Below are 25,642 nucleotides of genomic sequence, written 5' to 3' on the forward strand. Positions count from 1 at the left end.
GCGGAGTCCTACTTCAGCGCCCGGTTGACGGCCGAGACGACGGCGCGCAGGGATGCTGTGGTGATGGAGGTCGCGATGCCCGCGCCCCAGACGGTGACGGCGGTGCCGTTGGGTCCGGTGACGGAGGCTTCGACGTAGGCGGCGGCCTGGGCGTCGTCGCCGGCGGACATGGCGTGCTCGGAGTAATCGAGGACGCTGACGTCGTAGCCGACGGTCGACAGTGCGTCGACGAAGGCTGCGAGCGGGCCGTTGCCGGAGCCGGTGATGTCCTGTTCGACGCCGTCGAGCTTGACCGTCGCGACGATGTTGTCGGTGCCGCCGTCTGTTTCGGCGGCGATGACGCGCTGCTTGATGCGTTCGAGCGGGCGGATCGGCGACAGGTATTCCTGCGCGAAGACGTCCCACATCTCCTTGGGCGAGACCTCGCCGCCTTCACCGTCGGTGATGCGCTGCACGGCCTGAGAGAACTCGATCTGCAGTCGACGTGGCAGTGCCAGACCGTGATCGGACTTCATGATGTACGCGACGCCGCCCTTGCCGGACTGCGAGTTGACTCGGATGACGGCCTCGTAGGTGCGGCCGACGTCCTTCGGGTCGACGGGCAGGTACGGAACCTGCCAGGTGATCTCGCCGATGTCCGAACCCTGCTCGTCCGCAGTGGCTTTCATCGCGTCGAGGCCCTTGTTGATGGCGTCCTGGTGGCTTCCGGAGAACGCGGTGTATACCAGGTCGCCGCCGTACGGGTGGCGCTCGTGCACGGGCAGCTGGTTGCAGTACTCGACGGTGCGGCGTACCTCGTCGATGTTGGAGAAGTCGATCTGTGGGTCGACGCCGCGGGTGAACATGTTGAGCCCCAACGTGACCAGGCAGACGTTGCCGGTGCGCTCACCGTTGCCGAACAGGCATCCCTCGATGCGGTCGGCGCCGGCCTGGTAGCCCAGTTCGGCGGCAGCGACGCCGGTTCCGCGGTCGTTGTGCGGATGCAGCGACAGGATGATGCTGTCGCGCCGGTTCAGGTTGCGGCTCATCCACTCGATCGAGTCGGCGTAGACGTTGGGCGTCGCCATCTCCACCGTTGCGGGCAGGTTCAGGATGATCGGCTTCTCGGGCGTCGGATCGATGATGTCGACGACGGCGTCGCACACCTCTTTGGCGTACGCCAGCTCGGTGCCGGTGTAGGACTCGGGCGAGTACTCGTACCGCCAGTCGGTGTCGGGGTAGTTCGCGGCGACCTCGAGGCATTTACGTGCGCCGTCGGTGGCGATCTTCTTGATGACGTCACGGTCGGCGCGGAAAACGACGCGCCGCTGAAGAATGGACGTCGAGTTGTAGAAGTGGACGATCACGTTCTTCGCGCCCTCGCAGGCGAGGTACGTGCGTTCGATCAGTTCCGGCCTGCACTGAGTCAGGACCTGGATGGTCACGTCGTCGGGGATCGCGCCGTCTTCGATGATCTCGCGGACGAAGTCGAAGTCGGTCTGGCTCGCGGAGGGGAACCCGACCTCGATCTGCTTGTAGCCCATACGAACCAGCAGATCGAACATCCGACGCTTGCGTGCGGGGCTCATCGGGTCGATGAGGGCCTGATTGCCGTCACGCAGGTCGACGGCGCACCACTGCGGTGTTCGGTCGATGACCTTGTCCGGCCACGTGCGGTCGGGGAGCGTGATGGGCTCCACCTCGTCGGCGAACGGGCGGTACCGGTACGTCGGCATCGACGAGTTCTTCTGGGTGTTCCACACGGGCTGATCGCTGGGCGCGGGCCGTGACGGAGGGGTGATGGTGCGCGATCCGGATGTGAATGCGTCGGCAGGTGACATTGGTGTGATCTCCGAGGTTACTGGCTGTACTTGGATATCGACCGGCGCGATGAAACCCCGCGACGGGAAGCCAGTCTGGATCAGACCCCGTCGCGGCGATCGAGGAGAAGCGCGCGCTGCATGGATGCGAGTGTACTACTGCACCTCCACCTCTCACGGCCGGGTTCGCCGATCTCGTGTCAGTCGGGTAAACGACGCAATTCGACGACGGTCAGACCGAGGGCGTCGAACCGAGCCAACATGCCGCGCAGGGCGGTGTCGTCGTCGATCGGCCCGAACATTCGAGTGAACGTAGCGGGGACACGTGCGATCGACAGATCGGGGAACGCGGCCTTCGCACGTTCGGACAGGTCGCCTTCGACGACGAACTCGTACCGAACTCCGTGCGATATGCCGCCAGCGGGTTGAGCCATGTGCCCTCGCTCCACGAAGAGAATCGATGCTTCTCCACCAGCGTCCGCGCCCGGGTCGTCCACTGCATCACCCGTAGCAGATGAATGAATCGCAAGGGGAGCGTCCGTCAGAGCAGCCCGAGTTCGTGGGCGGCGGCGATGGCGTCGCGGCGAGAGCGGACTTCGAGCTTGCGGTAGATGCCGCGCAGGTGTGTCTTGATGGTGTTGACGGAGACGAAGTGGTCCGCGGCGATCTGCTCGGCCGTCCGCCATGACGGGAGTTCGCGCAGCAGTTCCAGCTCGCGACGGGTCAGTGCGGCATTCGGTGACCGGTCGACTCCGGCTCCCGAGTGTGGAACCGAGGCGCGGGCGAGGTCCGCGAAGGGCTCGAGAAGCCCGAACCTGCCGTGGTTGTGGGTCAGGACGTCGCGCACGGTGGTGCCCGCTTCCGCGAACGGAAGCAGAATCGACTCCGGTTGTGCGGCGGTCAGGGCAGCGACGGTGGAGTCGAAGGCGCGGGTGGGGTTCTTGCGTTCGACGGCGACAGCGGCGGCTGCGAGCAAGGCGCGGATCGAATTCACCGGGTTCAGGCAGCGCTTGGTGCCGTCGATGACGCGGGTCAGTTCGGCGTCGGCGGCGTCGAGACGCCCGGCTCGGCGGTGCAGTTCGGCCGCCAGGAGGTGGACTTCACCGACCGGACCGAGCCTCCGCGCGGTCAGGTCGACGAACTCCGCGGCGCGATGAAGTTCTCCTTGCCCGAGGTGTCGACGTTGAATCATCGGGGCCAGCAAGGCCTCGAATCCGGGTAGCGCCGGCCGTTCCAGGTCGGCTCGATCACGCTCGCTCGGCGCGGAACGGCCCGCCTCGTCGGATGCGCCGAGGGCCCACCGTGCCCGGCGTCCGTAGCTCGCGATGGCCAGGTCCGGTGAGGTGCAGATCGCGCGCCAGACGTCGTCGGGTGCAGCGTCTGCCGGCGTCAGCCGCACGATGCCGACGAGCAACTCGACCGACTGCGCGACGGCATGCACGGGCGATCCGGTGAGTCCGTGCGTCCGCGAGTAGTGGAGTGCGTCGTGCGCGGCGGTGTGTGCGTCGGTCAACTGTGATGCGAGGAAGTGACTTCCGGCGATCGTCGCCAGGCATGTGAGGGCGGTGAGGTGCAGATGTCCAGCCTGTGCGTGCGCGACGGCGTCGGACAGATGGACGTCCGCGGCGGCGCGTCGTCCGAGATGCAGTTCCGCGAGGCCCGCGACCATCGACGCGTAGGCGTCGAGATCCGGAGACCCTGATTGTCCGATTCCGACGCGCAGGGCCCGGTCCAGCGGCGTCGCCACGGTCCCCGTGTAGAGCGATGCGTGCAGATCGAGGGCCCTGCGCAGTACCTCGGCGCGAGGGTCGCCGAGGCCGTCGCCCGATCGTCGAAGCGCGGACAGGATGCTCACCGCGGGTGCGATCCGGCCGGTTGCCAGGAGAGCGGCCGCGCTGACCAGTCCTGTCCGAACATCGCGTCGAACATCTGCCGGGCTCTGCTCGACGGCGTCGAGTACCTGGGGGCCGTCTCCGCGCAACACCATGCCCAGGCCGGACTCGGACAGTATGTCGACGATTCGTGTGCAGTCGGCGGCGTGCACGCTGTGCTGGAGTGCGAACAACGGGTGGCGAGTGTCGGTGAACCACGAGGACGTGACGCGTTCGAGGTTCCTGATCTGCTCCGCCCCCAGACGTGCGATCTCCGCGCGGAGATAACCGCGCATGAGCGGGTGGTACCGGTAGCCGGTCTCGGGCCCGGGAATGCGATCGACGAGGAAGTTCTGGGCGAGAAGGCCGTCGATGATGTCCTGGCACCGACGGTCACCGGTGAGCTTCTCCGCGAGGTCGGCCGTGAACCAGTCGGGAACGGACGTCTCGATCAGGAACGTCCGGACGTGAGGCGGAAGGTTGGAAAGGACTTCCCCGACGAGGTAATCCGCGACGGTGTGCTGCGTCCCGGTGAATGCGTCGATGACCTCGGACGGCGGTCGCGCGCCCGTCAACGTCATTCCCGCAAGCCGCAGACCGGCCGCCCATCCCTCGGTCCGAACCATCAACTTGGACAGATCGTCCTCTGCGAGAACGGTTCCGGTGCGCGCCAACATCGCGGCAGCTTCGTCCGCGGTGAACGCGATGGCGGCCGGGGAGATGTCGTGCACTCGACCGTCCAGACGTAACTTCTGCAGCGCCAGAGGTGGTTCGAACCGTCCGGCGAGAACCGTGCGGACAGTGCGCGGCGGCCACCGCAGGAAATTGCCGAGCAACGACAGTGCGTCGTCGTCGTGGAGTAGATGCGCGTCGTCCAGGATCAACGTCACCGGACCGTCCACCGTGTCGAGTGCCTCCACGAGCAGCGCACCGAAGCTGCCCGGCGAGCCTGCAGGTGACGGCACCCGTGCCATCGCCTCGCTCAGCTCGTGCGAGCCCGCATGCTCGAACGCCGAGACGACCGACGATCGCAGATCCGCGACATCGTTGTCGGACTCCTCGACGGTCAGCCAGGCCACCGACCCGGCACGCGCACGTTCGTCGGCGCCGATCCAGTCGACCAACAGGGTCGTCTTACCCGACCCCGCCGGTGCGGTCACCAAGGTCACCACCGAGGGATCGGCGTCGTCGAGCATCGTGAGCAGGCGCGGCCGGCTGATCGTGGTTCGAGGACGAAGCGGAATTCTGCTGCGCAGCTCGGGCGGCGTCACCGAGGGCTGCCGAGACGGCGTCGAGAGTGAAGACAGGGGCAACGTGGTCATACACGACCCTCTCCCGACGAAAAAGGCGCATGTGATGCGATGGACCGGCCAATAGTATTCCGGTTCTTGCGATTTCGGGAAGTAACGCTCGATTCGGACACCGTTCGGTTCGCTTTGGAGGGGCTCAGGCGGAAGGCCGTCCGAGGAGAGTCGGCCGATCGGTACCCACCCGCCGAAACCGCCCGTTTATCCGGATGGACTCCACGTTTCACCCTCCTCGCATCGGGGTGACCCGGGCACCGGCGTCGGACGAATATCCTGGATTCGGGGCCGGGCTGGGACGTGAGCGGCCGGGGGAGACGCTCCCGGTGCCCGTCGGCGGACGGAAGACGCAGGTCAGGGGCGCTGTTGCCGTACCACCAGCGCAAGGAGAGGCCGGACCTCGGTAAGGTAGCTCCGGCAAGTTGCACCAATCGAGACGCACCCAAGCAGCGGAGGTACACACGCGTGGCTCTCATCGTCCAGAAGTACGGTGGATCGTCGGTGGCTACCGCCGAACGTATCCGACGCGTTGCTGAACGAATCGTCGAGACCAAGAAGGCGGGCAACGACGTGGTCGTCGTCGTGTCCGCGATGGGTGATACCACCGACGAGCTCCTCGACCTGGCCGAGCAGGTCTGCCCAGCGCCACCCGCGCGTGAAATGGACATGCTGCTGACGTCGGGTGAGCGCATCTCCAACGCCCTCGTCGCGATGGCCATTCATTCCCTCGGTGCCGAGGCACGCTCCTTCACCGGCTCGCAGGCAGGCGTCGTCACGACGAGCGTGCACGGCAACGCCAAGATCATCGACGTCACCCCCGGCCGCGTGCGCGACGCCCTCGACGAGGGTTCGATCGTTCTCGTCGCCGGTTTCCAGGGCGTCAGCCAGGACAGCAAGGACGTCACGACGCTCGGACGCGGTGGCTCGGACACCACGGCCGTCGCCCTCGCGGCGGCATTGAACGCCGACGTCTGCGAGATCTACACCGACGTCGACGGCATCTTCACCGCCGACCCCCGCATCGTTCCGAATGCACGCCACCTCGACACGGTCTCGTTCGAGGAAATGCTCGAGATGGCGGCCTGCGGAGCCAAGGTGCTCATGCTGCGCTGCGTCGAGTACGCACGTCGCTACAACGTTCCCGTACACGTTCGGTCGTCGTACACCACGAAACCCGGAACCATCGTCTCCGGATCTATGGAGGACATTCCAGTGGAAGAAGCCATTCTCACCGGCGTCGCACACGATCGCAGCGAAGCCAAGGTCACCGTGGTCGGCATCCCCGACTCCCCGGGGTACGCGGCGAAGATCTTCCGCGCCGTCGCGGATGCGGAGATCAACATCGACATGGTGCTGCAGGGAGTGTCCAAGGTCGACACCGGCAAGACCGACATCACGTTCACCTGCCCCAAGTCCGACGGCCCGACGGCCGTGGAGAAGCTCACCAAGCTGCAGTCCGAGATCGGGTTCGCGCAGGTCCTCTACGACGACCACATCGGCAAGGTCTCCCTCGTCGGCGCAGGCATGAAGAGCCACCCGGGCGTCACGGCCACGTTCTGCGAGTCCCTCGCGGACGCAGGTGTCAACATCGACCTGATCAGCACGTCGGAGATTCGTATTTCCGTGTTGGTCAACGACAATCAGCTCGACGAGGCCGTGCGTGTACTGCACGAGGCATTCGATCTCGGCGGCGACGAAGAAGCCGTCGTACACGGAGGTACAGGACGATGACCGTAGTTGCAGTCGTAGGAGCCACCGGCCAGGTCGGCGCCGTCATGCGAACCCTGCTGGAAGAGCGCAACTTTCCTGCAGACACGGTTCGGTTCTTCGCGTCGGCGCGGTCGGCGGGCAAGAAGCTGCCGTTCCGCGGCGAGGAGATCATCGTCGAGGACGCATCCACCGCCGACCTCGCCGGGATCGACATCGCGCTGTTCTCCGCCGGTGCGACCCTCTCTCGCGAGCAGGCCCCGCGCTTCGCCGCGGCCGGTGCCGTCGTCATCGACAACTCCTCGGCGTTCCGCAAGGACCCCGAGGTTCCCCTCGTGGTCAGCGAGGTCAACCCCGACGCGGCGAAGAACCCGCCCAAGGGCATCATCGCCAACCCCAACTGCACCACGATGGCCGCGATGCCGGTCCTGAAGGTGCTGCACGACGAGGCGGGCTTGCAGCGCCTCATCGTCTCCAGCTACCAGGCGGTCTCCGGCAGTGGCCTGGCCGGAGTCGAAGAACTCGCCACCCAGGCGCGTGCCGTCATCGACGACGCGGAAAAGCTGGTGCACGACGGTTCGGCGGTCGACTTCCCGGCGCCGAACAAGTACGTCGCGCCCATCGCCTTCAACGTGTTGCCGCTCGCGGGATCGCTGGTCGACGACGGTTCCGGCGAGACGGACGAGGATCAGAAGCTCCGTAACGAGTCGCGCAAGATCCTCGGGCTGCCGGACCTGCTGGTCAGCGGCACGTGCGTCCGTGTTCCCGTCTTCACCGGCCACTCGCTGTCGATCAACGCCGAGTTCGCGTCGCCGTTGTCGGTGGAGCGCGCACGGGAACTGTTGGCGTCGGCACCGGGCGTCGAGCTCGTCGACGTTCCGACCCCGCTGCAGGCTGCGGGCAAGGATGCATCGCTGGTCGGTCGGATCCGTCAGGACCCGGGCGTTCCCGAGGGCCGCGGACTCGCGCTCTTCGTGTCCGGCGACAACCTGCGCAAGGGCGCTGCTCTGAACACGATCCAGATCGCAGAACTGCTCGTTTAGGCGCCTTCGGCGCGCGTGAGTGGAAATGTAGGCTCCGGGGCAGGAGCGGAGCCGACGGAGCGACCAGAATGCACCGAATTTCCACTCACAACAGGGGGGTGTCGTGTGAACGAGATGTCACGGCGATCCGCGTTTCGCCTGGCCGCCTTCGGTGTCGTCGCCGCGGCGCTGCCGGCGTCGTCGGCCGTGCGCCGCGCGACTGCGGACGACATCTTCGGCGGCCACAGTCCACTGCTGTTCCATTCGCCGCCCCTGCAGCCGTTCCGCGACGAGCTACCCCGTCTGCCCGTCGTCTCCGGCACTGCCGTCGAGCTGAGGGCGCGAAGCGGATCGCATTCCTTCCACGCGGATCTCGCGCCCGGTCCGACGTTCGGTTACGGCGATCTCGACTACCTCGGGCCGACGATCGAGAGCGTCCAAGGCCAGCCCTGGACGTTGCGCTACAGCAACGACACGGACGGTAATCCGTTGGCCGCCGATGTCGACACCTCCCTGCACGGCATGAGCGAACACGACCGGCACATGACGCCGACCTCGCTGCATCTGCACGGGGCGATCACGCAGCCCGATTCCGACGGGCACTCCGAGATGCTGGTCCGTCCCGGCGAGTCGCTGACCCACAGTTTTTCCGGCCTGAACGACGCGGCCGGGTTGTGGTACCACGATCACGCGATGTCCATGACGCGCATCAACGTCTACGCGGGGCTCGTCGGCGTCAATATCGTTCGTGATCAGCATGATTCGGGGGCAGCGGACAATTCGCTCGGACTCCCGTCCGGCGAGTTCGAGATCCCGCTGGTACTGCAGGAGAAGATCATGAATCCCGACGGATCGATGAGCATTCGGTCCAACATTACTGTGCCGCAGGGCAAGTGGGAGGGCGGCGGAACCGGCGACGTCGGCGTCGTCAACGGAAAGATATGGCCGACGATGGAAGTCGCGCGCGGCCTCTACCGGTTCCGTATCGTCAACGCAGGTTCGTACTCGGTGTGGAATCTGTTCATGTCGGGCCAACAGAGCGCGCAGCGGCTGCAATTCTGGGTCATCGGGAACGACGGCGGACTGCTCGACGCACCCGTTCGAACCGACAGTGTTCGCCTCGCGCCCGCGGAGAGAATCGACGTCCTGGTCGACTTCGGGGCCGCAGATCCCGGCGAGCTGATCGAACTGCGCAACGACGAGCCGCCCCCGGCACAAGCCGCGTCGCTGGGAGCGATACCGATGCCGTTGTTCTGCCAGTTCAGGGTGGCGTCGGGCCGCGGGTTCACCGGCGACGTCATGACCATGTACCGAGGTGGGAAGGGGCAACCTCCGCTTCTGCCCGCGCTGCCTCAGGTGCAGGTGCAACGCACCGTGACCGTGAATCAGCCGTCGGCAGGCCTGTCGTTGGCACCGCCGATGATGACGCTCAACAATCTGCGGTACAGCGACCCGGACATCGAGATGCCCGCGCAGGGAGCCGTCGAGCAGTGGAACATCGTCAACACCACGCTCGAACCGCATCCGATTCACCTGCATCTGGTGCATTTCCGGACCCTCGGTCGTGCTCCGATCGACCTCGCTGCGTACCAGCGCGACAATCCGCGCCCCGACATCGGGGTCAAATGGGCCCCCGACGTCGAACGGTACGTCACCGGGCCGCTTGCTGCGCCTGCGCCGTGGGAAGCGGGTGCCAAGGACACAGTGAACACGTACCCGGGGACGGTCACGCGGATCCTCGTCCGGTTCCCCCGCGCCGACGAACTCGGATTCGACCCGGACGCAACGTTTTCCGCCGGGTCCGGCGGGCACCACGGCTCGGCCGAGCTGCAGGGGTACATGTGGCACTGCCACATGCTCGACCACGAAGACCACGAAATGATGCTCCGCTACCGCCTGGTGTGAGGCCTGCCGTGTGATCGTCGACGGCCGATCCGGCTGTCGAACTAAAAAGCAGTCTGGACTGTTTGTTGATTTTCGGATACGGTCAGCAGTGTGACCCAGAGCACCGAACTGACCGAACGCCGCACACAAGCGGAACGCACGGCGGGCACGCAGGCCAAACTGCTCGACGCGGCGATCGAGTGCCTCGTCGAACTCGGCTTCGCGCGGACCAGCACGCAGGAGATCGCTCGACGTGCCGGCGTGTCCCGAGGAGCGCAACTGCATCACTTTCCGACGAAGGAAGCGTTGGTCACCGCGGCCGTCGGCCATCTGGTGGACAAGCGACTCGCAGAAATCCTGGCCGCGAAGCCCGATCCCGAGCGCGGTGTCGAGGTGTTGAGCGAAGCATTCTCCGGCCCACTCTTCTACGCGGCGCTCGAACTGTGGGTCGCCGCCAGGACCGACGCCGCCCTGCACGAGGCGATGCTTCCGCTCGAACGCAAGGTGTCCGAGGCGCTGATGGGAGGTGCGTCCATCGTCATGGGTAGCCGGATGTCCACCGAGAGCATCGAACTCAGCATAGAACTGGCTCGCGGACTGGCCGTGTCGGCCTTGTTCCGTAGCCCCGACGCCGACGCCGCACTCCGGTCGCGGTTGTTGCCCGCATGGGAGCAGAAGGTGATGGAATGGTGATCCCCAGTTCGGTCGATGTACTGGTCGTCGGCGCAGGATTTGCTGGAATAGCCGCGGCCACCAAGGTTCTCGACGCAGACCCGTCGGCGGACGTGCTCGTCATCGAACGTGCTGCCGACGTCGGCGGAACGTGGCGTGACAACACGTACCCCGGGTGTGCGTGTGACGTGCCGACGTCGCTCTACTCGTTCTCGTTTGCACAGAGCCCCGAGTGGACGCACACGTTCGCCCGTCAGCCGGAGATCTACGCATACCTCAGGGGAGTCGTGGAACGGACGGGTCTGCGTGAGCGCATCGTCACCGAATGCGAATTACTCGGCGCCACCTGGGATTCCGCATCATCGCGGTGGAACGTGCAGACGTCGTCCGGCCCGGTGTCGACGCGTGTGCTCGTCGCGGCGACGGGTGCTCTGTCGACTCCGAAACTTCCCGAGGTGCCCGGTATCGAGATGTTCACCGGCGAGATGTTCCACTCCGCGACGTGGAACCACGATCACGACCTGACGGGTAAACGCGTCGCCGTCATCGGCACGGGCGCATCCGCCGTGCAGTTCGTGCCCGAGATCGCCGACCGTACCGAGCGGCTCACGGTGTTCCAACGAACTCCCGCCTGGGTCATTCCTCGGTTGGACCGCACCCTCGGCCGCGTCGAGAAGGCGATGTATCGGCGTTTCCCCCTGTCGCAGAAAGCGGTACGGGCGGCCATCTACAGCTACCGGGAGGCGTACGTCCTCGGTCTGGCGCGCTTTCCCAAGGTGCTACCGCTGGTGTCGATCGTAGCGAGGACGCACCTGCGTCGGCAGGTGAAGAACCCGGCGAAGCGGGCGGCTCTCACACCGAACTTCGTCATCGGATGCAAGCGGATCCTGCTGTCCAACGACTGGTTGAAGACCCTCGACCGAAGCGATGTCGACCTGGTGGCAAGCCGGCTCGCTTCGATCGGGGAGAACTCGGTCAGCGCGGCCGACGGCACGTCCTACCCGGTGGACACGATCATCTTCGCCACCGGATTCACCCCGACGGAGCCACCCGTCTCCCACCTGCTCGTCGGCGACAACGGGGAGACGCTCGCTCAGAAGTGGGGTGGCAGCCCCAACGCATTCCGAGGCACCACCGTCAGCGGATTCCCGAACCTGTTCCTGATGTACGGGCCCAACACCAACCTCGGCCACAGTTCCATCGTCTACATGTTGGAATCCCAGGCCGAGTACGTGGTGTCCGCGTTGGCGCAGATGCGTGAGCGGGGCATCGGCTCCGTCGACGTCACGGAAACCGCCCAGAAGGAATACAACACGTGGATCCACGACTCGCTGGCCGGAACGGTGTGGAACTCCGGCGGTTGCTCGAGTTGGTACCTGGACTCCGAAGGAAAGAATCCGGTGATGTGGCCGACCTACACGTTCACGTTCCGTAACTCGACCCGGACGTTCGACTTGGACAAATACGAAACGAAAGGATCTGCGAGATGACCCATTTCGACGTTCTTGTCATCGGATCAGGGTTCGGCGGTAGCGTCAGCGCGCTCCGCGCGGTCGAGAAGGGGTACAGCGTCGGCGTGCTCGAATCCGGCCGGCGCTTCGCCGACGATCAGCTGCCGAAGACCAGTTGGCGACTGAGAAAATACCTGTGGGCGCCCGCCCTCGGATGCTACGGAGTACAGCGCATTCATCTGCTCCCCGACGTTCTCGTCATGGCGGGGGCAGGCGTCGGCGGTGGATCGCTGAACTACGCCAACACTCTGTATCAGCCCCCGAAACGGTTCTTCGAGGATCCGCAGTGGGCAGGTATCACCGACTGGCACCGTGAACTCGGCCCGTACTACGACCAGGCCAAACGCATGCTGGGCGTCGAGACCAACCCCACGATCACCCCGTCGGACAAGGTCATGAAGGAAGTGGCCGAGGATATGGGGGTGGGGGAGACGTTCACCAGCACACCCGTCGGTGTGTTCTTCGGTCAGCCGGGAAGGACCGATCCGGACCCGTTCTTCGGCGGCGTCGGGCCGGCACGGACCGGCTGCACCGAATGTGGATCCTGCATGACGGGATGTCGCGTCGGGGCGAAGAACACACTCGTCAAGAACTACCTCCATCTCGCGGAACACGCCGGCGCACAGATCTTCCCGCTGACGACGGTCACCTCGGTTCGGCCACGCGCAGGGGGAGGCTACGAGGTGGTGACGCGTCGCACGGGCGCAAAACTGCGCCGGGCCGACACCGTCATGACTGCCGACCAGGTGGTCTTCGCGGCGGGTACCTACGGCACCCAGAAGCTGCTGCTGGCGATGAAGGAGACCGGGCAGCTGCCCAAGCTGTCCGACCGGATCGGCGGCCTCGTCCGAACGAACTCCGAGGCTGTCCTCGCCGCAACCGCGCGGGGTCGCGAGATCGACTACACCCAGGGCGTCGCCATCACGTCGTCGTTCCATCCGGACGATCACACGCACATCGAACCCGTTCGATACGGCAAGGGCAGCAACGCAATCGGTCTCCTGCAGACAGTGCTGAGCGACGGAGGGGGTCGCACGCCTCGGGTGCTGAAGACTCTCGGCGTCGCGCTGCGTCACCCCGGTGCTGCGCTGCGCAGCCTGTCCGTCCGTCGCTGGTCCGAACGCACCGTCATCGCACTCGTCATGCAGACCGACGACAATTCACTGGAGCTGGGTTCGAAGAAAGGGCTGTTCGGCAGGCGTCTGACCAGTCGTCCCGGCCAGGGCGACCCACCTCCGCAGTGGATCCCGCAGGGGCACGAGGCAATACGCATGCTCGCGGACAAGATCGGGGGTGACCCGGGTGGCTCCATCGCAGAAATCGTCAACATCCCGATGACGGCGCACTTCCTCGGAGGGTGCGCGATCGGGGAGAACCCCGAGCGCGGCGTCGTCGACGCCTACCACCGGGTCTACGGATACGACGGCCTTCACGTCGTCGACGGCTCAGCAGTGAGCGCCAATCTGGGCGTCAATCCGTCCCTGACGATCACCGCCCAAGCCGAGCGCGCCCTCGCGTTGTGGCCGAACAAGGGCGAGACCGATCAGCGCCCGTCTCAGGGTCAGCCCTACCGCGAGATCAAGCCGACACAGCCACGCTCGCCGGTAGTGCCCGCCTCGGCCCCCGGTGCCCTGCGGCTGCCCCTGACCGTGAAAGGAGCGTGACGTCCCATGTGGAGCGTCAGTGAATCCGAGTCACCCAGAACCGAGTGGCCGCAGAGCCCGCCACCGCCGTGGCCTGCGTCGGTACGCGCCACGATCTGGTGGCATCGCGCGACCGACGAAGGACGCGCACTGCTTCCGCAGAAAGATCTGCCGGTGACCATGGCCATGGTCGTCGACTATCTGGATTCACCGGTCGGCCCGTACCGAGAGATCCTCGCCAGCCCGGTCCTGCGGCGGCCGGGGAAGCTCATCGGCGCGATGCCTCGCATGGCCGTGCCGTTCATCGCCGTCGACTCCGAGACATCCGTGCACGGAGGACGCACACATTGGAACCTCCCCAAGGTGCTCGCACACTTCGGCGGTGACGTGCTGGGGACATCGACGGCCAGCGGCGACGGATGGGCTGTCGACGTCGCCGCACGAGGCGTCGGGCCGCGGTTCCCGATTCGGGGCGGTCTCGGCTTCGCGCAACCCGTCGACGAGGAAGTCTCCCTGGCCGGCGCCTCGCTCAAGGGCAAGGCGAGACTGTGCCGCGTGCAGGTCGACGCGACAGGACCGTCGCTGGGGGACTGGCTGCGTCCCGGTTCCCACTTCGGCCTCCAGATCGTGTCCGGGACCATGTCGACAGGTGCATCGCGGCTGGTGGGTGACATCGAAGTCTGACGGCCGGTGTCATCCGGTCGGTCCCGCTGGCTCCACTCGCGTCTTTTGACTGATTCAAAAAAATGGCCCGAACAGGTTCGAAAACACGCAGACCGGTTATACGAGCGTGATAGACGTTCCGAGTACAGCCATGGCAGTCGGAGCCAGCCCCTCCGACTGTCCTCAGTGAATCTCTCAGGAGGCAGCCCGAATGACAGAACCGGCCACCACCAGCAACTCCGGAATCCCCGTACCCAGCGACGACCAGTCGTTGACGGCAGGAACACAAGGCCCGATCCTTCTTCAGGACCACTACCTCATCGAGAAGATGGCTCAGTTCAACCGTGAGCGTGTCCCGGAGCGCGTCGTGCACGCCAAGGGTGCGGGTGCGTTCGGAGTCCTCGAAATCACCGAGGACATCTCGAAGTACACCAAGGCCGCCGCCCTGCAGAAGGGCGTCAAGACCGAAGCGCTCGCCCGGTTCTCCACCGTCGCCGGTGAGCAGGGAAGCCCGGACACCTGGCGGGACCCGCGCGGATTCGCGCTGAAGTTCTACACCACCGAAGGCAACTGGGACCTCGTCGGAAACAACACCCCGGTGTTCTTCGTCAAGGATCCCATCAAGTTCCAGGACTTCATCCGCAGCCAGAAGCGCATGCCGGACTCCGGGCTGCGCGACCACAACATGCAATGGGACTTCTGGACGCTCTCACCCGAGTCCGCCCACCAGGTCACCTGGCTCATGGGTGACCGGGGTATCCCCAAGAGCTACCGCCACATGGACGGCTTCGGCTCACACACGTACCAGTTCATCAACGACGCCGGCGAGCGTTCCTGGGTGAAGTTCCACTTCAAGACCAACCAGGGCATCGACTTCCTGACCCAGGAGAAGGCCGACGAGCTCGCGGGAACCTCCCCCGATCACCATCGTCAGGACCTGTTCGGTGCGATCTCCGAAGGCGACTTCCCGAGCTGGGACTTCTACATCCAGGTCATGCCGTACGACGAGGCCGAGGGCTACAAGTACAACCCCTTCGACCTCACGAAGGTGTGGTCGCAGAAGGACTACCCGAAGATCAAGGTCGGCAAGCTGACCCTGAACCGCAACCCGGAGAACTTCTTCGCGCAGATCGAGCAGAGCTCGTTCGAACCGTCGAACCTGGTACCGGGAATCGCCGCCAGCCCGGACAAGATGCTGCTCGGACGCATCTTCTCCTACGCCGACGCGCACCGTTACCGCATCGGCACCAACTACGCGCAGCTGCCGGTCAACGCACCCAAGGCCCAGGTCAACTCCTACTCCAAGGAAGGGTCGATGCGGTACTCGTTCAACTCCGCCGACACTCCGGTGTACGCACCCAACTCGTACGGCGGCCCGCACGCGGACACCGCGAAGTACGGAGACGACGGATCGTGGGACTTCGAGCCACGTTTCGTCCGCACCGGATACATCGAGCATCCCGAGGACAGTGACTTCGCACAGGCCGGCATCCTCGTCCGCGAGGTCATGGACGACGATCAGCGAGAGCGTCTGGCGGGCAACATCGTCGGCCACGCACTCAACGGAGTGACCGAGCCCGTGCTGCAACGCGTCTTCGAGTACTGGACGAACGTCGACCCCGACCTCGGCAAGAAGGTCGAGGAAGGTGTGCGCGCAGGCCAGAGTGACGCAGCGCCGACGACCAGTCAATCGCCGACCACCCCCGGCGACGAGGCCGAGAAGGTCTGACGCGTCACAATCGGGAACATCGTCCACGTCCGGGCCGTTGAGCCGAGCGACCGTTGAGAACGTAGGAGGCGCACTCATGACCAACCCCATCAGCAGCACTCTCGATGCAGGTCAGCAGAAGATTGCCGGAGATGCCCTGCAGGGCACCGTCGTCGACCTGATCGACCTGTCCCTCATCGCGAAGCAGGCGCACTGGAACGTCATCGGCAAGAACTTCCGTTCGGTGCACCTCGCGTTGGACGAACTCGTCACCGCAGCACGGGACTTCACCGATGAGGCCGCCGAACGTGCAACGGCGATCGGAGTCAGCCCGGACGGACGCTCGGCCACGGTGTCGGCCACAGCAGGCACCAAGGGATTCGGTGAAGGCTGGACCAAGGACGAGCAAGTGATCGCCGCCGTGGTGGACAACCTTGCCGCAGTGGTGGATCGGCTCCGAGGACGCATCGCGGACACCGAGGCCGCAGATCCCGTGACGCAGGATCTGCTCATCGCCATCACCGCCCGTCTGGAGCAACTGCACTGGATGTGGCAAGCGCAGGTCGACTGACCGCAACCCTGTGAGCAGGCCCTCTTCCCCATCGGGAAGGGGGCCTGCTCACGTTTCACCCCGGTACGACGCGGGTAGCCGTGGGCAATGACTTCGACTTCAGGCGCAGTCCTGTTCGACATCGACGGCACCCTGGTGGACTCCAACTACGTTCACGTGGACGCGTGGTCCAGAGCGTTCGCCGACGCCGGGGTGACCGTCCCGTCGTGGAGGATCCACCGGTGCATCGGCATGGACGGCGACAAGCTACTCGAATCGCTCGTCGGGTCCTCCGACAGTGCCGCAGCACTCGAAGCGAAGGATTTGCACACCAGCTACTACCAGCAAGCGATCGCGCGGCTGCAAATTCTGCCCGGCGCGCGAGAGTTGCTGCAGCGCATCGACGATGCAGGCCTGACCGTCGTACTGGCCACGTCGGCACCCGAGAACGAACTCGCCCACCTCCGTGACCTCCTCGACGTCGAGGACATCGTGTCCGTCGTGACTTCGTCCGAGGACGCCGACGTGGCCAAGCCGAGCCCCGAGATCGTCGATGTCGCTCTGCAACGCGCAGGCGTCGAAGCCCGCGGAGCGGTCATGATCGGCGACAGCGTGTGGGACATGAAGGCGTCCAGACGCGTCGGAGTGGCAGGAATCGGCGTCCGGTGCGGAGGAGTACCCGACGCCGAATTACGCGCGGCCGGCGCAGAAGCGGTCTACGAGGACCCGGCGGACCTCGTCGAACAACTGACCGACAGCCCCATCGCGAGGTTGACCGCCGTATGAGTCGTCAGGACGGCTACGCAGCAATCGAAGACTACGCAGCGATCGGAGACGGACGGACGGTCGCCCTGATCGCCGACGACGGCCGAATCGACTGGCTTCCCATCCCCAACCTCGACTCGCCGCCCCCGTTCGCCGCCGTCCTGGACGCCGAGCACGGCGGCACCTTCGCGCTCGCCCCCGTCGAACCCTTCTCCGTAGAGCGTGAATTCGTCGAGGGAACCAACGTGCTGACGACGTTGTACACGACCGACACGGGAACTGTCCGCGTCACCGACTCGCTCAACACCGGGGTGGCCGGCAGGCTGCCCTGGGTGGAACTCGGACGTCGCATCGACGGTGTGCAGGGAACCGTCGACATGGCGTGGAAGGTAGCCCCGGGAACCATGCTCGGTATCGCGTCCCCGTGGGCGTACGACACCCAGCACGGCACCGTGCTCCGCGCCGACGGCCTGACGATGGCCGTTCGCACCCTCGAGGCGGACGACGTGACCGTCGGAGACCAGATCATCGACGGCACGTTCACGACGGCGCCCGGATCACGTCACCTGATCGGGCTGGTCGGCACCGAGAACGAACCGCTGCATCTGCCCGAGCCCATCAAGGTCGACGAAGGTATCGACCGCACCGTCGGCAACTGGAGGATGTGGTCCGACGAATTCCACTACGACGGACCGTGGAAAGAGCACGTAGCACGCAGTGCCCTGGCTCTGAAACTGTTGCTGCACAGTCCCTCCGGTGCAATAGCCGCAGCCGCGACGACGTCCCTGCCGGAGAACAGGACCGGTGGCAAGAACTGGGACTACCGCTACGCATGGGTCCGCGACACCGCGTACACGATCCGAGCGCTCATCAGGTTCGGTCTACGTGAAGAAGTACACGCCGCAGTGGCCTGGCTGCTGAAGGTCATCCGGCTCAACGATCCTCTCGTCAACGTGTTCTACACGCTCGGTGGCGAACTCCCCGGCGGCACCGAACAACCCGACGTACCGGGATGGCGCGGCGTCGGACCCGTCGTCAACGGCAACGCCGCCGCAGATCAGTTGCAGCTGGGGATCTTCGGAGACCTGTTCGCGATCGTGCGGTTGTACGTGGACGCAGGCAACGTGCTCGACGCCGAAACCGGCAGACTGCTGGCCACCATCGCCGACGAAGCCTGCGACTCCTGGCAGCGCCGCGACGCCGGAATCTGGGAACTCGAGGACGAACAGCACTACACCAGCTCCAAACTGGGCTGCTGGCAAGCGCTCGACTGCGCAGTCCACCTCGCCGAAGAGGGGCAGATCCCCGGCGTCGCCGACAGGTGGCGCGCCGAACGCGGGCGCATCAGGCGCTACGTCGAGGAGGAATGCTGGTCCGAAGAACGACAGGCCTACCTCGCCTACCCGGGAGCAGACGGTCTCGACGCCTCGGTGCTACTGGCCGCGGAGATGGATTTCGACCGGGGAGAACGGCTTTCGTCGACCATCGATGCGTTGGGCCGTGAGCTCGGCGTCGGTCCACATCTCTACCGATACAGCGGCGTCGACAAGGAGGAGGCCACGTTCGTCGCGTGCGGCTTCTGGCGTGTCTCGGCGCTCGCCTGTGTCGGACGCGACGCCGAAGCATCCGAACTGATGGACCAACTCGTCGAGACGTCGAACGACGTCGGTCTCTACAGCGAGATGATCGATGCTTCGGACGGGTCGTTTCTGGGTAACTTCCCGCAGGGCTTGAGCCACCTGGCCCTGGTGAACGCAGCGCTGACAATTGCGCATTCGCACGACGCAACGAACTGACTCGTAGGAACGAGGACGCACACATGGATCTGGGAATCGAAGGCCGCGTTGCGGTCGTGACAGGGGCGGACTCCGGCATCGGTTGGCACACAGCTCGATTGCTTCTCCAAGAAGGAGTCACGGTCGTGGTCACCGACCGGGACGAAGAGACGCTGACGAAAGCAGCAGCCGAACTCGACGCTGCCCCGGACAAATTGTTCGCCTTCGCCGCCGACGTGACCGACGCCGACAGTGTCGCCGAACTCGCCCGGAAGACAGCAGCGGCGGTCGGCGACATCGACATACTCGTTCAATCCGCGGGAGTGACCGGCGCGCAAGGACTCTTCCACGAAATCGACGACGAAGGATGGGCCAGCACCGTCGAAACCGACCTGCTCGGGCCGGTGCGGGTGGTCCGAGCCTTCCTGCCCGCACTGCGGCGCGGTGGGTGGGGACGCATCGTTCTGCTCGCATCCGAGGACGCCGAGCAGCCCTACATCGACGAACTGCCGTACTGCGCATCGAAGGCAGGAATCCTGTCGCTGACCAAAGGATTGTCCAAAACCTATGCATCCGAAGGTATTTTGGTCAATGCGGTCTCGCCCGCCTTCATCCACACCCCGATGACGGACAAGATGATGGACAAACGTGCCGACGAACGCGGCACCGACCGCGACGAAGCAATCGAGACCTTCCTCGACGAGGAACGACCCTTCATGGAACTGAAACGACGCGGCGAACCCGACGAGGTCGCATCCGTCGTCGTGTTCCTCTGCTCGGAACGCGCATCCTTCGTCAACGGCACCAACTACCGCGTGGACTCCGGGTCCGTCGCAACCATCTAGAGGAGGCACCATGACCAACTTCGGCTACACCCTCATGACCGAACAGAGCGGCCCCAAAGAGCTCGTGAAGTACGCCGTCGGCGCCGAGAACGTCGGTTTCGACTTCGAGGTGGCAAGCGACCACTACTCACCATGGCTGTCCTCCATGGGCCACGCACCGTACGCCTGGACCACGCTGGGAGCCGTCGCACAGGCCACCGAACGCGTCGAGCTCATGACCTACGTGACGTGCCCCATCATCCGGTACCACCCCGCCGTCGTCGCACAGAAAGCAGCAACCCTCCAGATCCTCGCCGACGGACGCTTCACCCTCGGCCTCGGCAGCGGCGAAAACCTCAACGAACACGTCGTCGGCGAAGGCTGGCCGTCCATCGACAAGCGCCAGGACATGTTCGCCGAAGCACTCGACATCATCGGCAAACTCCACGCAGGCGGCTTGGTGACATACGAAGGCAAGCACTTCCGCGTCGACTCCGCACGCATCTGGGACCTACCCGAAGGCGGCGTGCCCATCGGCGTCGCCGTGTCCGGTGAAAAATCCATCGCCCGATTCGCGCCCTACGCCGACCACCTCATCGCCGTCGAACCCAACGCAGACCTCGTGAAAGGCTGGGTCGACCACCACGACGGACCATCACGCACCATCGGCCAGATCCCCATCTCCTGGGACCCGGACAAGGACGCCGCCATCGACCGCGCCCACGACCGATTCCGCTGGTTCGCCGGAGGCTGGGCCGTCAACGCAGACCTCCCCACCACCGCAGGCTTCGCAGGCGCAACACAATTCGTCCGCAAAGAAGACGTAGCCGACACCATCCCCTGCGGCCCCGACCTCGACGCCATCGTCGACGCCGTCAAGCCCTACTGGGAAGCCGGCTTCACCGACATCGCCCTCGTCCAGGTCGGCGACGAAACCCAGGAACGCTTCCTCGCCGAAGCCGCAGGCCCGTTGCTGGAGAAACTGCGCGCCGCATCGAGCTAGGTTCCCCCGGTTCCGGACCGAACGTGCCGTTCGGTCACTTCAAGTGACCGAACGGCACATTCGGTCTCGAAACGGAAGTACGCAGACAACAAAAAGACCCTGATTCGTGAACCGAATCAGGGTCTTTGCTGTCGGGGTGGCGGGATTCGAACCCACGACCTCTTCGTCCCGAACGAAGCGCGCTACCAAGCTGCGCCACACCCCGTGTACCGCACGCAGAAGTCTAGCTTACGACTGCCTCGGAACGCGAAACGCCCTCGTCAGAGCCCTCTTTTGGGCCCTTTCGGGGTGCTGGAGTGAGTGTCAGCAGTGTCGCTTCGGGGCGGCAGCAGAAACGTGCAGGCGCGTACGGCGACGTACCGATTCCGGCCGAGACGTGCAGCTGCGTGTGCGCGCCCCACTTCGACGGGCCCTTCACACGTGACCGATCGATCTCGCAGTTGGTGACCAGAGCGCCGTAGAACGGAAGGCACAGCTGACCGCCGTGGGTGTGTCCAGCGAGAACGAGGTCGTAGCCGTCCTCGGCGAACTTGTCGAGAACCCGCGGTTCGGGGGAGTGCGTGATACCGAGCCGCAGGTCCGCCAGTGGATTGGGTTGGCCGGCGATGGTCTCGTAGCGATCGCGCTTCAAATGAGGATCGTCGACGCCCGCGGACGCGATGCGCACGCCCGCGATCTCGAGTTCGCGACGGACGTGGGTGACGTCGTGCCAGCCACGCTCGGAGAACGCTGCTCGGAGGTCGCGCCAGGGGAGTGATTCACCCAGAACGCGCTTGTGGTTCTTCTTGAAGTACTTCAGCGGGTTCTTCGGCTTGGGCGCGAAGTAGTCGTTGCTGCCGAACACGAACAGGCCAGGCCTGGACAGGAGCGGGCCGAGAGCCTGAACGACGGCGGGGACGGACTTCGGATGCGACAGGTTGTCGCCGGTGTTGACGACCAGGTCGGGTTCGAGCCGGTCGAGCTCCCGCAGCCAGTTCTGCTTGAGCCGCTGATTCGGCATCATGTGCAGATCGCTGATGTGCAGAACACGCAGCGATGCCGATCCCGGCTCGAGGACAGCCATCGTGGCTTCGCGGAGAGCGAAGGCGTTGCGCTCGATGAGCGTCGCGTACCCGAGGCCGAGCGCTGCAGCACCGGCCGTGGCCAGGGCTGCCGTCTGCAACGGCGCCTGCTCCGCGTTGGCACGGGCGCGTGTCGCGGCGGCACGGAGAGCGTCGGATGCGAGCTGCGACTGCGGGGCGAACGGGAGGGTCCAAGCATTGTTTTTCACGGACACGTTTCCCACGATACGTCAGTACAGGTAATCGACGTGCGGATGCGGACGGCGCCCGCGTAGCGTTCTGGTACATGTCCGAACTGAAATCCCAGCTCCGAGCCGACCTGACCACATCCATGAAGGCCAAGGACAAGCTCCGCACGGCCACGATCCGTATGCTTCTCGCCGCGATCCAGACCGAGGAGGTCTCCGGCAAGGAAGCGCACGATCTGACCGACGAGCAGGTACTGAAAGTCCTTGCCAAGGAGTCGAAGAAGCGCGGCGAATCCGCCGAGATCTACACCGAGAACGGCCGCGGAGAGCTCGCAGCGAACGAGCGCGCCGAAGCGCAGATCATCGACGAATACCTGCCGACGCCGCTCACGGACGCCGAATTGGCCGATGTCGCCGACACCGCCATCGCCCAGGTGGCCGAAGAAATCGGCGAACGGCCTGGGATGAAGCAGATGGGCCAGGTCATGAAGGTCGCCTCCGCACTGGCTGCGGGTAAGGCCGACGGATCGCGCGTGTCGAAGGCCGTCAAAGACCGCCTCTGACACTGATGCCCTATGTGAGTGGAAATGCAGGCCCTGGCCTACATTTCCACTCACATGCGGCGGAGCCGCTTATCGCGGTGCGGTGATGCCCGGGATGGCGGGAATCTGCAGCCCCGGCGGAATGGCCGGTAGTTCGATGCCCGGCGGAAGTTCCGGCAGAGCCGGAGCAGGCGGGGCCTCCCGCACCGATCCGTCGCTGACGTAGATCGTGATGGTCGATCCCGGGATTGCCGAACCCGACGGGGACACACCCGTCACCGTGCCGCGGGACGCCGAGTTGGCTGTCGTCGCGACCGTCACCTGGAAGCCTGCGCCCTGGAGCGTCGAGGTTGCCGAGCTCTGGCTCTGACCGGTCACGTCGGGAACCTGACCGTTGGCCGACCCACGCACGTACTTCTGGTCGACGGGTGGCAGCTCGACGGGGCCGAAGTTGTTCGCAACGGGGTCGATGGCGTCGTACCAGGTGCGCGCAGGTTCGTTACCGCCGTACAGGTTGCCGGACCCGCACGGACGAAGTGGGAACGAGCAGATCTCACCGGGGGTCGGCGAGTCGCCGTAGGTGTACACGGCTGCGGCGTAGCGGTTGGTGAAGCCGAGGAAGCCCGACGACATGTGAGACTCCGTCGTACCGGTCTTGCCGGACATCGGGAGCGTCCAGCCGACGGATCCCGCAGCCGACGCCGATGTGCCGCCTGCCTGGTCGTCCTTGCTCATCGCGTTCGCGAGAGTGTTCGCCAGACCGGGCTCGACGACCTGCTCGCAGGCCTGCTGAGTCACGGGGACCGGCTTGCCTTCGCGGTCGAACACCGAGTCGATCGGAGTGGGCGGGCACCACTTGCCGCCCGACGCCAGCGTCGCGGCCACGTTGGACAGCTCCAGTGGGTTCACCCAGGTGGGTCCGAGTGTGTAGGAACCGAGGTTCTGGTTCTTCTGGAAGTCGGCCATGCTCTGTTCGTCGAAGCCCGAGGTGTTCGGGTCCGCGTAGGACCGCAGGCCGAGACGAACGGACATGTCGACGACGGGTGCGACTCCGACGGATTCGATCAGCTTCACGAACGCCGTGTTGGGCGACTGGGCGAGCGCATCGGTGATGGAGAGCGACGCCGGGTAGTTGCCTGCGTTCTCGACGCAGTACGTGTTGGCCGGGCAGCCACGAGCACCGCCGTCGCCCAGGCCCTTGACTTCGGCTCGGCGGGGTACCTGCAGGGTGGCGCTGGTTCCGAGTCCTCGTTCCATCGCTGCGGCGGTGGTGAAGACCTTGAAGATCGATCCGGCGCCGTGCCCGACGAGTGAATAGGGCTGCGGCTGAACCGTTTCGTCGGTGTCGGCGTCGAGACCGTACGTGCGGCTGCTTCCCATCGCCAGGATGCGGTGCGAGTCCTGGCCGGGTGCGATGACGTTCATGACCGTGGCGACGCCGTCGAGCGTCGGGCTCGAGTTCGACGACAGCGATGCCTTGGTGGAGTTCTGCACAGCCGGATCGAGTGTGGTGCGGATGAGGTAGCCGCCCTTGTCGATCTGTTCGCGGCTGATACCGGCGTTCGCGAGGTACTGCAATGCGTAGTCGCAGAAGAATCCGCGGTCACCGGCGGCGATGCATCCTCGCGGGAGAGTCTGCGGCACCGGGAGAACGCCGAGAGGTTCGGTTTTGGCCTGGCGGAACTCGTCGGCCCGGTCCGGGATGTTCTGGATCATCGTGTCCAGCACGATGTTGCGGCGTTCGGTGACGCCCTGCTCGTTGGTGTACGGGTTGAGCGCCGAGCTGGACTGCACCATGCCCGCGAGCATCGCGGACTGCTTCGCGTCGAGCTGGCTGGCGTCGATACCGAAATAGGTCTGCGCGGCGTCCTGGATGCCGAACGACGAGTTTCCGAACGGCACCAGGTTGAGGTAGCGGGTGAGGATCTCGTCCTTCGTGAGTTCCTTGTCCAGCGTCAACGCCATGCGGATCTCGCGGATCTTACGAGCGGGCGTCGTCTCGATCGCGGCGCGGCGCTCGGCGTCGGTCTTGGCGACGACGAGAAGCTGGTAGTTCTTCACGTACTGCTGATCCAACGTCGACGCGCCCTGTTCGACCTGGCCGCTCGTGGTGTTGGTGAGGAACGCGCGCAACGTGCCCTGCCAGTCGACGCCCTGGTGCTCGGCGAACCGCTTGTCCTCGATGGAGACGATGGCGAGCTTCATCTCGTTGGAGATCTTGTCGCTCGGTACCTCGAAGCGTCGCTGCTCGTACAGCCACGCGATCGGGTTGCCTGCGGCGTCGACCATCGTGGACACCGCCGGGACCGCGCCTTCGACCAATTCGGCGGACACGTTGTCCACCGTGTCCGCAGCCCGATTCGACGCATAGCCGAACCCGCCTGCCAACGGGAACATGACTCCGGCCAACAGCGCACCCGCGAGTGCGGAACATCCGGCGAGCTTCGCCACGGTTTTTCCAACTGACACGAGCACAGCGTACGTGGACTACTGCAGCTGGCCCAGAAACGCAGATGATCCCGCCGCTTCCGGGGTGCGCTGTCGAGTCGTTACGGAGCGCGTCTTCTTGTAATGGATCACAGGTCGAGCGAGGAACCGCAGGTCGGGACGGTCGTACCAGAAAGTTGCCTCTCTCGTCTTGCGTTCGTCGCCGGATTTACCTAAATTATGAGCACGGTGTGATTCACATAACACTTGTATATGAATGTGGGGCAGCTCCTAGACCGATGTGCTTCGAGCAGTGGAGATCGAGGTCGAAGCAGCGCCGCAGGGGCTTCTGGAACGTTCAGCAAGGACGTTCGAACTGCAAAGGGGATCCGCAATGCACACGACAGCAGCACCGACGCGGCTAGATGTGGAAGAAGCAGAAGCACGCATTGCGTGGGTAGCGCAGGCACGGTGCAAGGGCACCGATCCTGACCAGCTGTTCGTACGGGGAGCAGCACAGCGCAAAGCCGCGACCATCTGCCGGCACTGCCCGGTGTTGATGCAGTGCGGTGCCGACGCGCTCGACAACCGCGTGGAATTCGGTGTCTGGGGTGGCATGACCGAACGTCAGCGTCGTGCATTGCTCAAGCAGCACCCCGAGGTCGACTCCTGGTCGGACTTCTTCGAGACGCAGCGCCAGCAGCAGGCCGCGATCTGAACGGA

The 25,642-nt window shown here is 65.2% G+C and carries 20 protein-coding genes and 1 tRNA gene; 15 read left to right on the forward strand and 6 right to left on the reverse strand.

Going from position 1 to position 25,642, the window contains the following annotated elements:
- Positions 1-8 precede the first annotated feature (8 nt).
- The 3 genes from leuA to CH290_RS20760 form a co-directional block, all read right to left on the reverse strand.
- Positions 9-1,820 carry a 2-isopropylmalate synthase gene (leuA, locus tag CH290_RS20750; protein WP_019662920.1) on the reverse strand — a complete coding sequence of 604 codons (1,812 nt, stop codon included), beginning with the start codon at positions 1,818-1,820 and terminating at the stop codon, positions 9-11.
- Between the two features lie 179 nt (positions 1,821-1,999).
- Positions 2,000-2,233, reverse strand: a complete 234-nt coding sequence (locus CH290_RS20755) for a DUF8691 family protein (RefSeq protein WP_019662921.1) — start codon at positions 2,231-2,233, stop codon at positions 2,000-2,002.
- A gap of 107 nt (positions 2,234-2,340) precedes the next feature.
- Complete coding sequence (locus tag CH290_RS20760) at positions 2,341-4,992, reverse strand: winged helix-turn-helix domain-containing protein (RefSeq protein WP_230621046.1); 2,652 nt, start codon at positions 4,990-4,992, stop codon at positions 2,341-2,343.
- A 447-nt stretch (positions 4,993-5,439) separates the two neighbouring features.
- Here CH290_RS20760 and CH290_RS20765 point away from each other — a divergent pair, with 447 nt between their 5' ends.
- The 13 genes from CH290_RS20765 (at position 5,440) to CH290_RS20825 (ending at position 20,701) form a co-directional block, all read left to right on the forward strand.
- The gene (locus CH290_RS20765) at positions 5,440-6,705 is read left to right on the forward strand and encodes an aspartate kinase (protein ID WP_019662923.1); all 1,266 of its coding nucleotides are present in this window, start codon (positions 5,440-5,442) and stop codon (positions 6,703-6,705) included.
- The gene (locus CH290_RS20770) at positions 6,702-7,724 is read left to right on the forward strand and encodes an aspartate-semialdehyde dehydrogenase (protein WP_019662924.1); all 1,023 of its coding nucleotides are present in this window, start codon (positions 6,702-6,704) and stop codon (positions 7,722-7,724) included. Before CH290_RS20765 ends, CH290_RS20770 begins: the two co-directional genes overlap by 4 nt.
- 114 nt (positions 7,725-7,838) lie before the next feature.
- Complete coding sequence (locus CH290_RS20775; protein ID WP_230621073.1) at positions 7,839-9,608, forward strand: multicopper oxidase family protein; 1,770 nt, start codon at positions 7,839-7,841, stop codon at positions 9,606-9,608.
- Positions 9,609-9,698: 90 nt separating this feature from the next.
- The gene (locus tag CH290_RS20780) at positions 9,699-10,280 is read left to right on the forward strand and encodes a TetR/AcrR family transcriptional regulator (protein ID WP_019662926.1); all 582 of its coding nucleotides are present in this window, start codon (positions 9,699-9,701) and stop codon (positions 10,278-10,280) included.
- Positions 10,274-11,749: a flavin-containing monooxygenase gene (locus CH290_RS20785; RefSeq protein WP_033190093.1), complete on the forward strand. Its 1,476-nt coding sequence runs from the start codon at positions 10,274-10,276 to the stop codon at positions 11,747-11,749. Before CH290_RS20780 ends, CH290_RS20785 begins: the two co-directional genes overlap by 7 nt.
- Positions 11,746-13,434, forward strand: coding sequence for a GMC oxidoreductase (locus CH290_RS20790; protein ID WP_019662928.1), 1,689 nt, complete (start codon positions 11,746-11,748; stop codon positions 13,432-13,434). Before CH290_RS20785 ends, CH290_RS20790 begins: the two co-directional genes overlap by 4 nt.
- Positions 13,435-13,440: 6 nt before the next feature.
- Positions 13,441-14,097: an acetoacetate decarboxylase family protein gene (locus tag CH290_RS20795; RefSeq protein ID WP_020110989.1), complete on the forward strand. Its 657-nt coding sequence runs from the start codon at positions 13,441-13,443 to the stop codon at positions 14,095-14,097.
- Positions 14,098-14,287: 190 nt separating this feature from the next.
- On the forward strand, positions 14,288-15,805 hold the full coding sequence (locus CH290_RS20800; protein WP_019662930.1) for a catalase: 1,518 nt from the start codon (positions 14,288-14,290) through the stop codon (positions 15,803-15,805).
- Between the two features lie 76 nt (positions 15,806-15,881).
- Entirely contained in the window at positions 15,882-16,355 is a 474-nt protein-coding gene (locus CH290_RS20805) for a Dps family protein (RefSeq protein WP_019662931.1), read from the forward strand.
- A gap of 87 nt (positions 16,356-16,442) precedes the next feature.
- A complete protein-coding gene (locus CH290_RS20810; RefSeq protein WP_019662932.1) occupies positions 16,443-17,120 on the forward strand; it encodes an HAD family hydrolase in 678 nt (225 codons plus the stop codon).
- Positions 17,117-18,895 carry a glycoside hydrolase family 15 protein gene (locus CH290_RS20815; RefSeq protein WP_019662933.1) on the forward strand — a complete coding sequence of 593 codons (1,779 nt, stop codon included), beginning with the start codon at positions 17,117-17,119 and terminating at the stop codon, positions 18,893-18,895. The genes CH290_RS20810 and CH290_RS20815 overlap by 4 nt, the downstream gene beginning before the upstream one ends.
- 23 nt (positions 18,896-18,918) lie before the next feature.
- Entirely contained in the window at positions 18,919-19,719 is an 801-nt protein-coding gene (locus tag CH290_RS20820; protein ID WP_019662934.1) for an SDR family NAD(P)-dependent oxidoreductase, read from the forward strand.
- Between the two features lie 10 nt (positions 19,720-19,729).
- On the forward strand, positions 19,730-20,701 hold the full coding sequence (locus CH290_RS20825; RefSeq protein ID WP_019662935.1) for an LLM class F420-dependent oxidoreductase: 972 nt from the start codon (positions 19,730-19,732) through the stop codon (positions 20,699-20,701).
- A 131-nt stretch (positions 20,702-20,832) separates the two neighbouring features.
- Here CH290_RS20825 and CH290_RS20830 read toward each other — a convergent pair.
- Positions 20,833-20,906: transfer RNA gene (locus tag CH290_RS20830), tRNA-Pro, on the reverse strand.
- Positions 20,907-20,924: 18 nt separating this feature from the next.
- Entirely contained in the window at positions 20,925-21,863 is a 939-nt protein-coding gene (locus tag CH290_RS20835; RefSeq protein WP_170947552.1) for a metallophosphoesterase, read from the reverse strand.
- A gap of 185 nt (positions 21,864-22,048) precedes the next feature.
- Here CH290_RS20835 and CH290_RS20840 point away from each other — a divergent pair, with 185 nt between their 5' ends.
- A complete protein-coding gene (locus CH290_RS20840; protein WP_019662937.1) occupies positions 22,049-22,513 on the forward strand; it encodes a GatB/YqeY domain-containing protein in 465 nt (154 codons plus the stop codon).
- Positions 22,514-22,582: 69 nt separating this feature from the next.
- Here CH290_RS20840 and CH290_RS20845 read toward each other — a convergent pair whose 3' ends face one another.
- Positions 22,583-24,943 carry a penicillin-binding protein gene (locus tag CH290_RS20845; RefSeq protein ID WP_020110986.1) on the reverse strand — a complete coding sequence of 787 codons (2,361 nt, stop codon included), beginning with the start codon at positions 24,941-24,943 and terminating at the stop codon, positions 22,583-22,585.
- 370 nt (positions 24,944-25,313) lie between these two features.
- Here CH290_RS20845 and CH290_RS20850 point away from each other — a divergent pair, with 370 nt between their 5' ends.
- Positions 25,314-25,637, forward strand: a complete 324-nt coding sequence (locus tag CH290_RS20850) for a WhiB family transcriptional regulator (protein ID WP_026347399.1) — start codon at positions 25,314-25,316, stop codon at positions 25,635-25,637.
- The last annotated feature ends 5 nt before the right edge of the window (positions 25,638-25,642 follow it).

Origin of the sequence: Rhodococcus sp. 06-156-4 (assembly GCF_002259345.1) — a bacterium.
In the GTDB taxonomy this organism is placed as follows: domain Bacteria; phylum Actinomycetota; class Actinomycetes; order Mycobacteriales; family Mycobacteriaceae; genus Rhodococcoides; species Rhodococcoides fascians_E.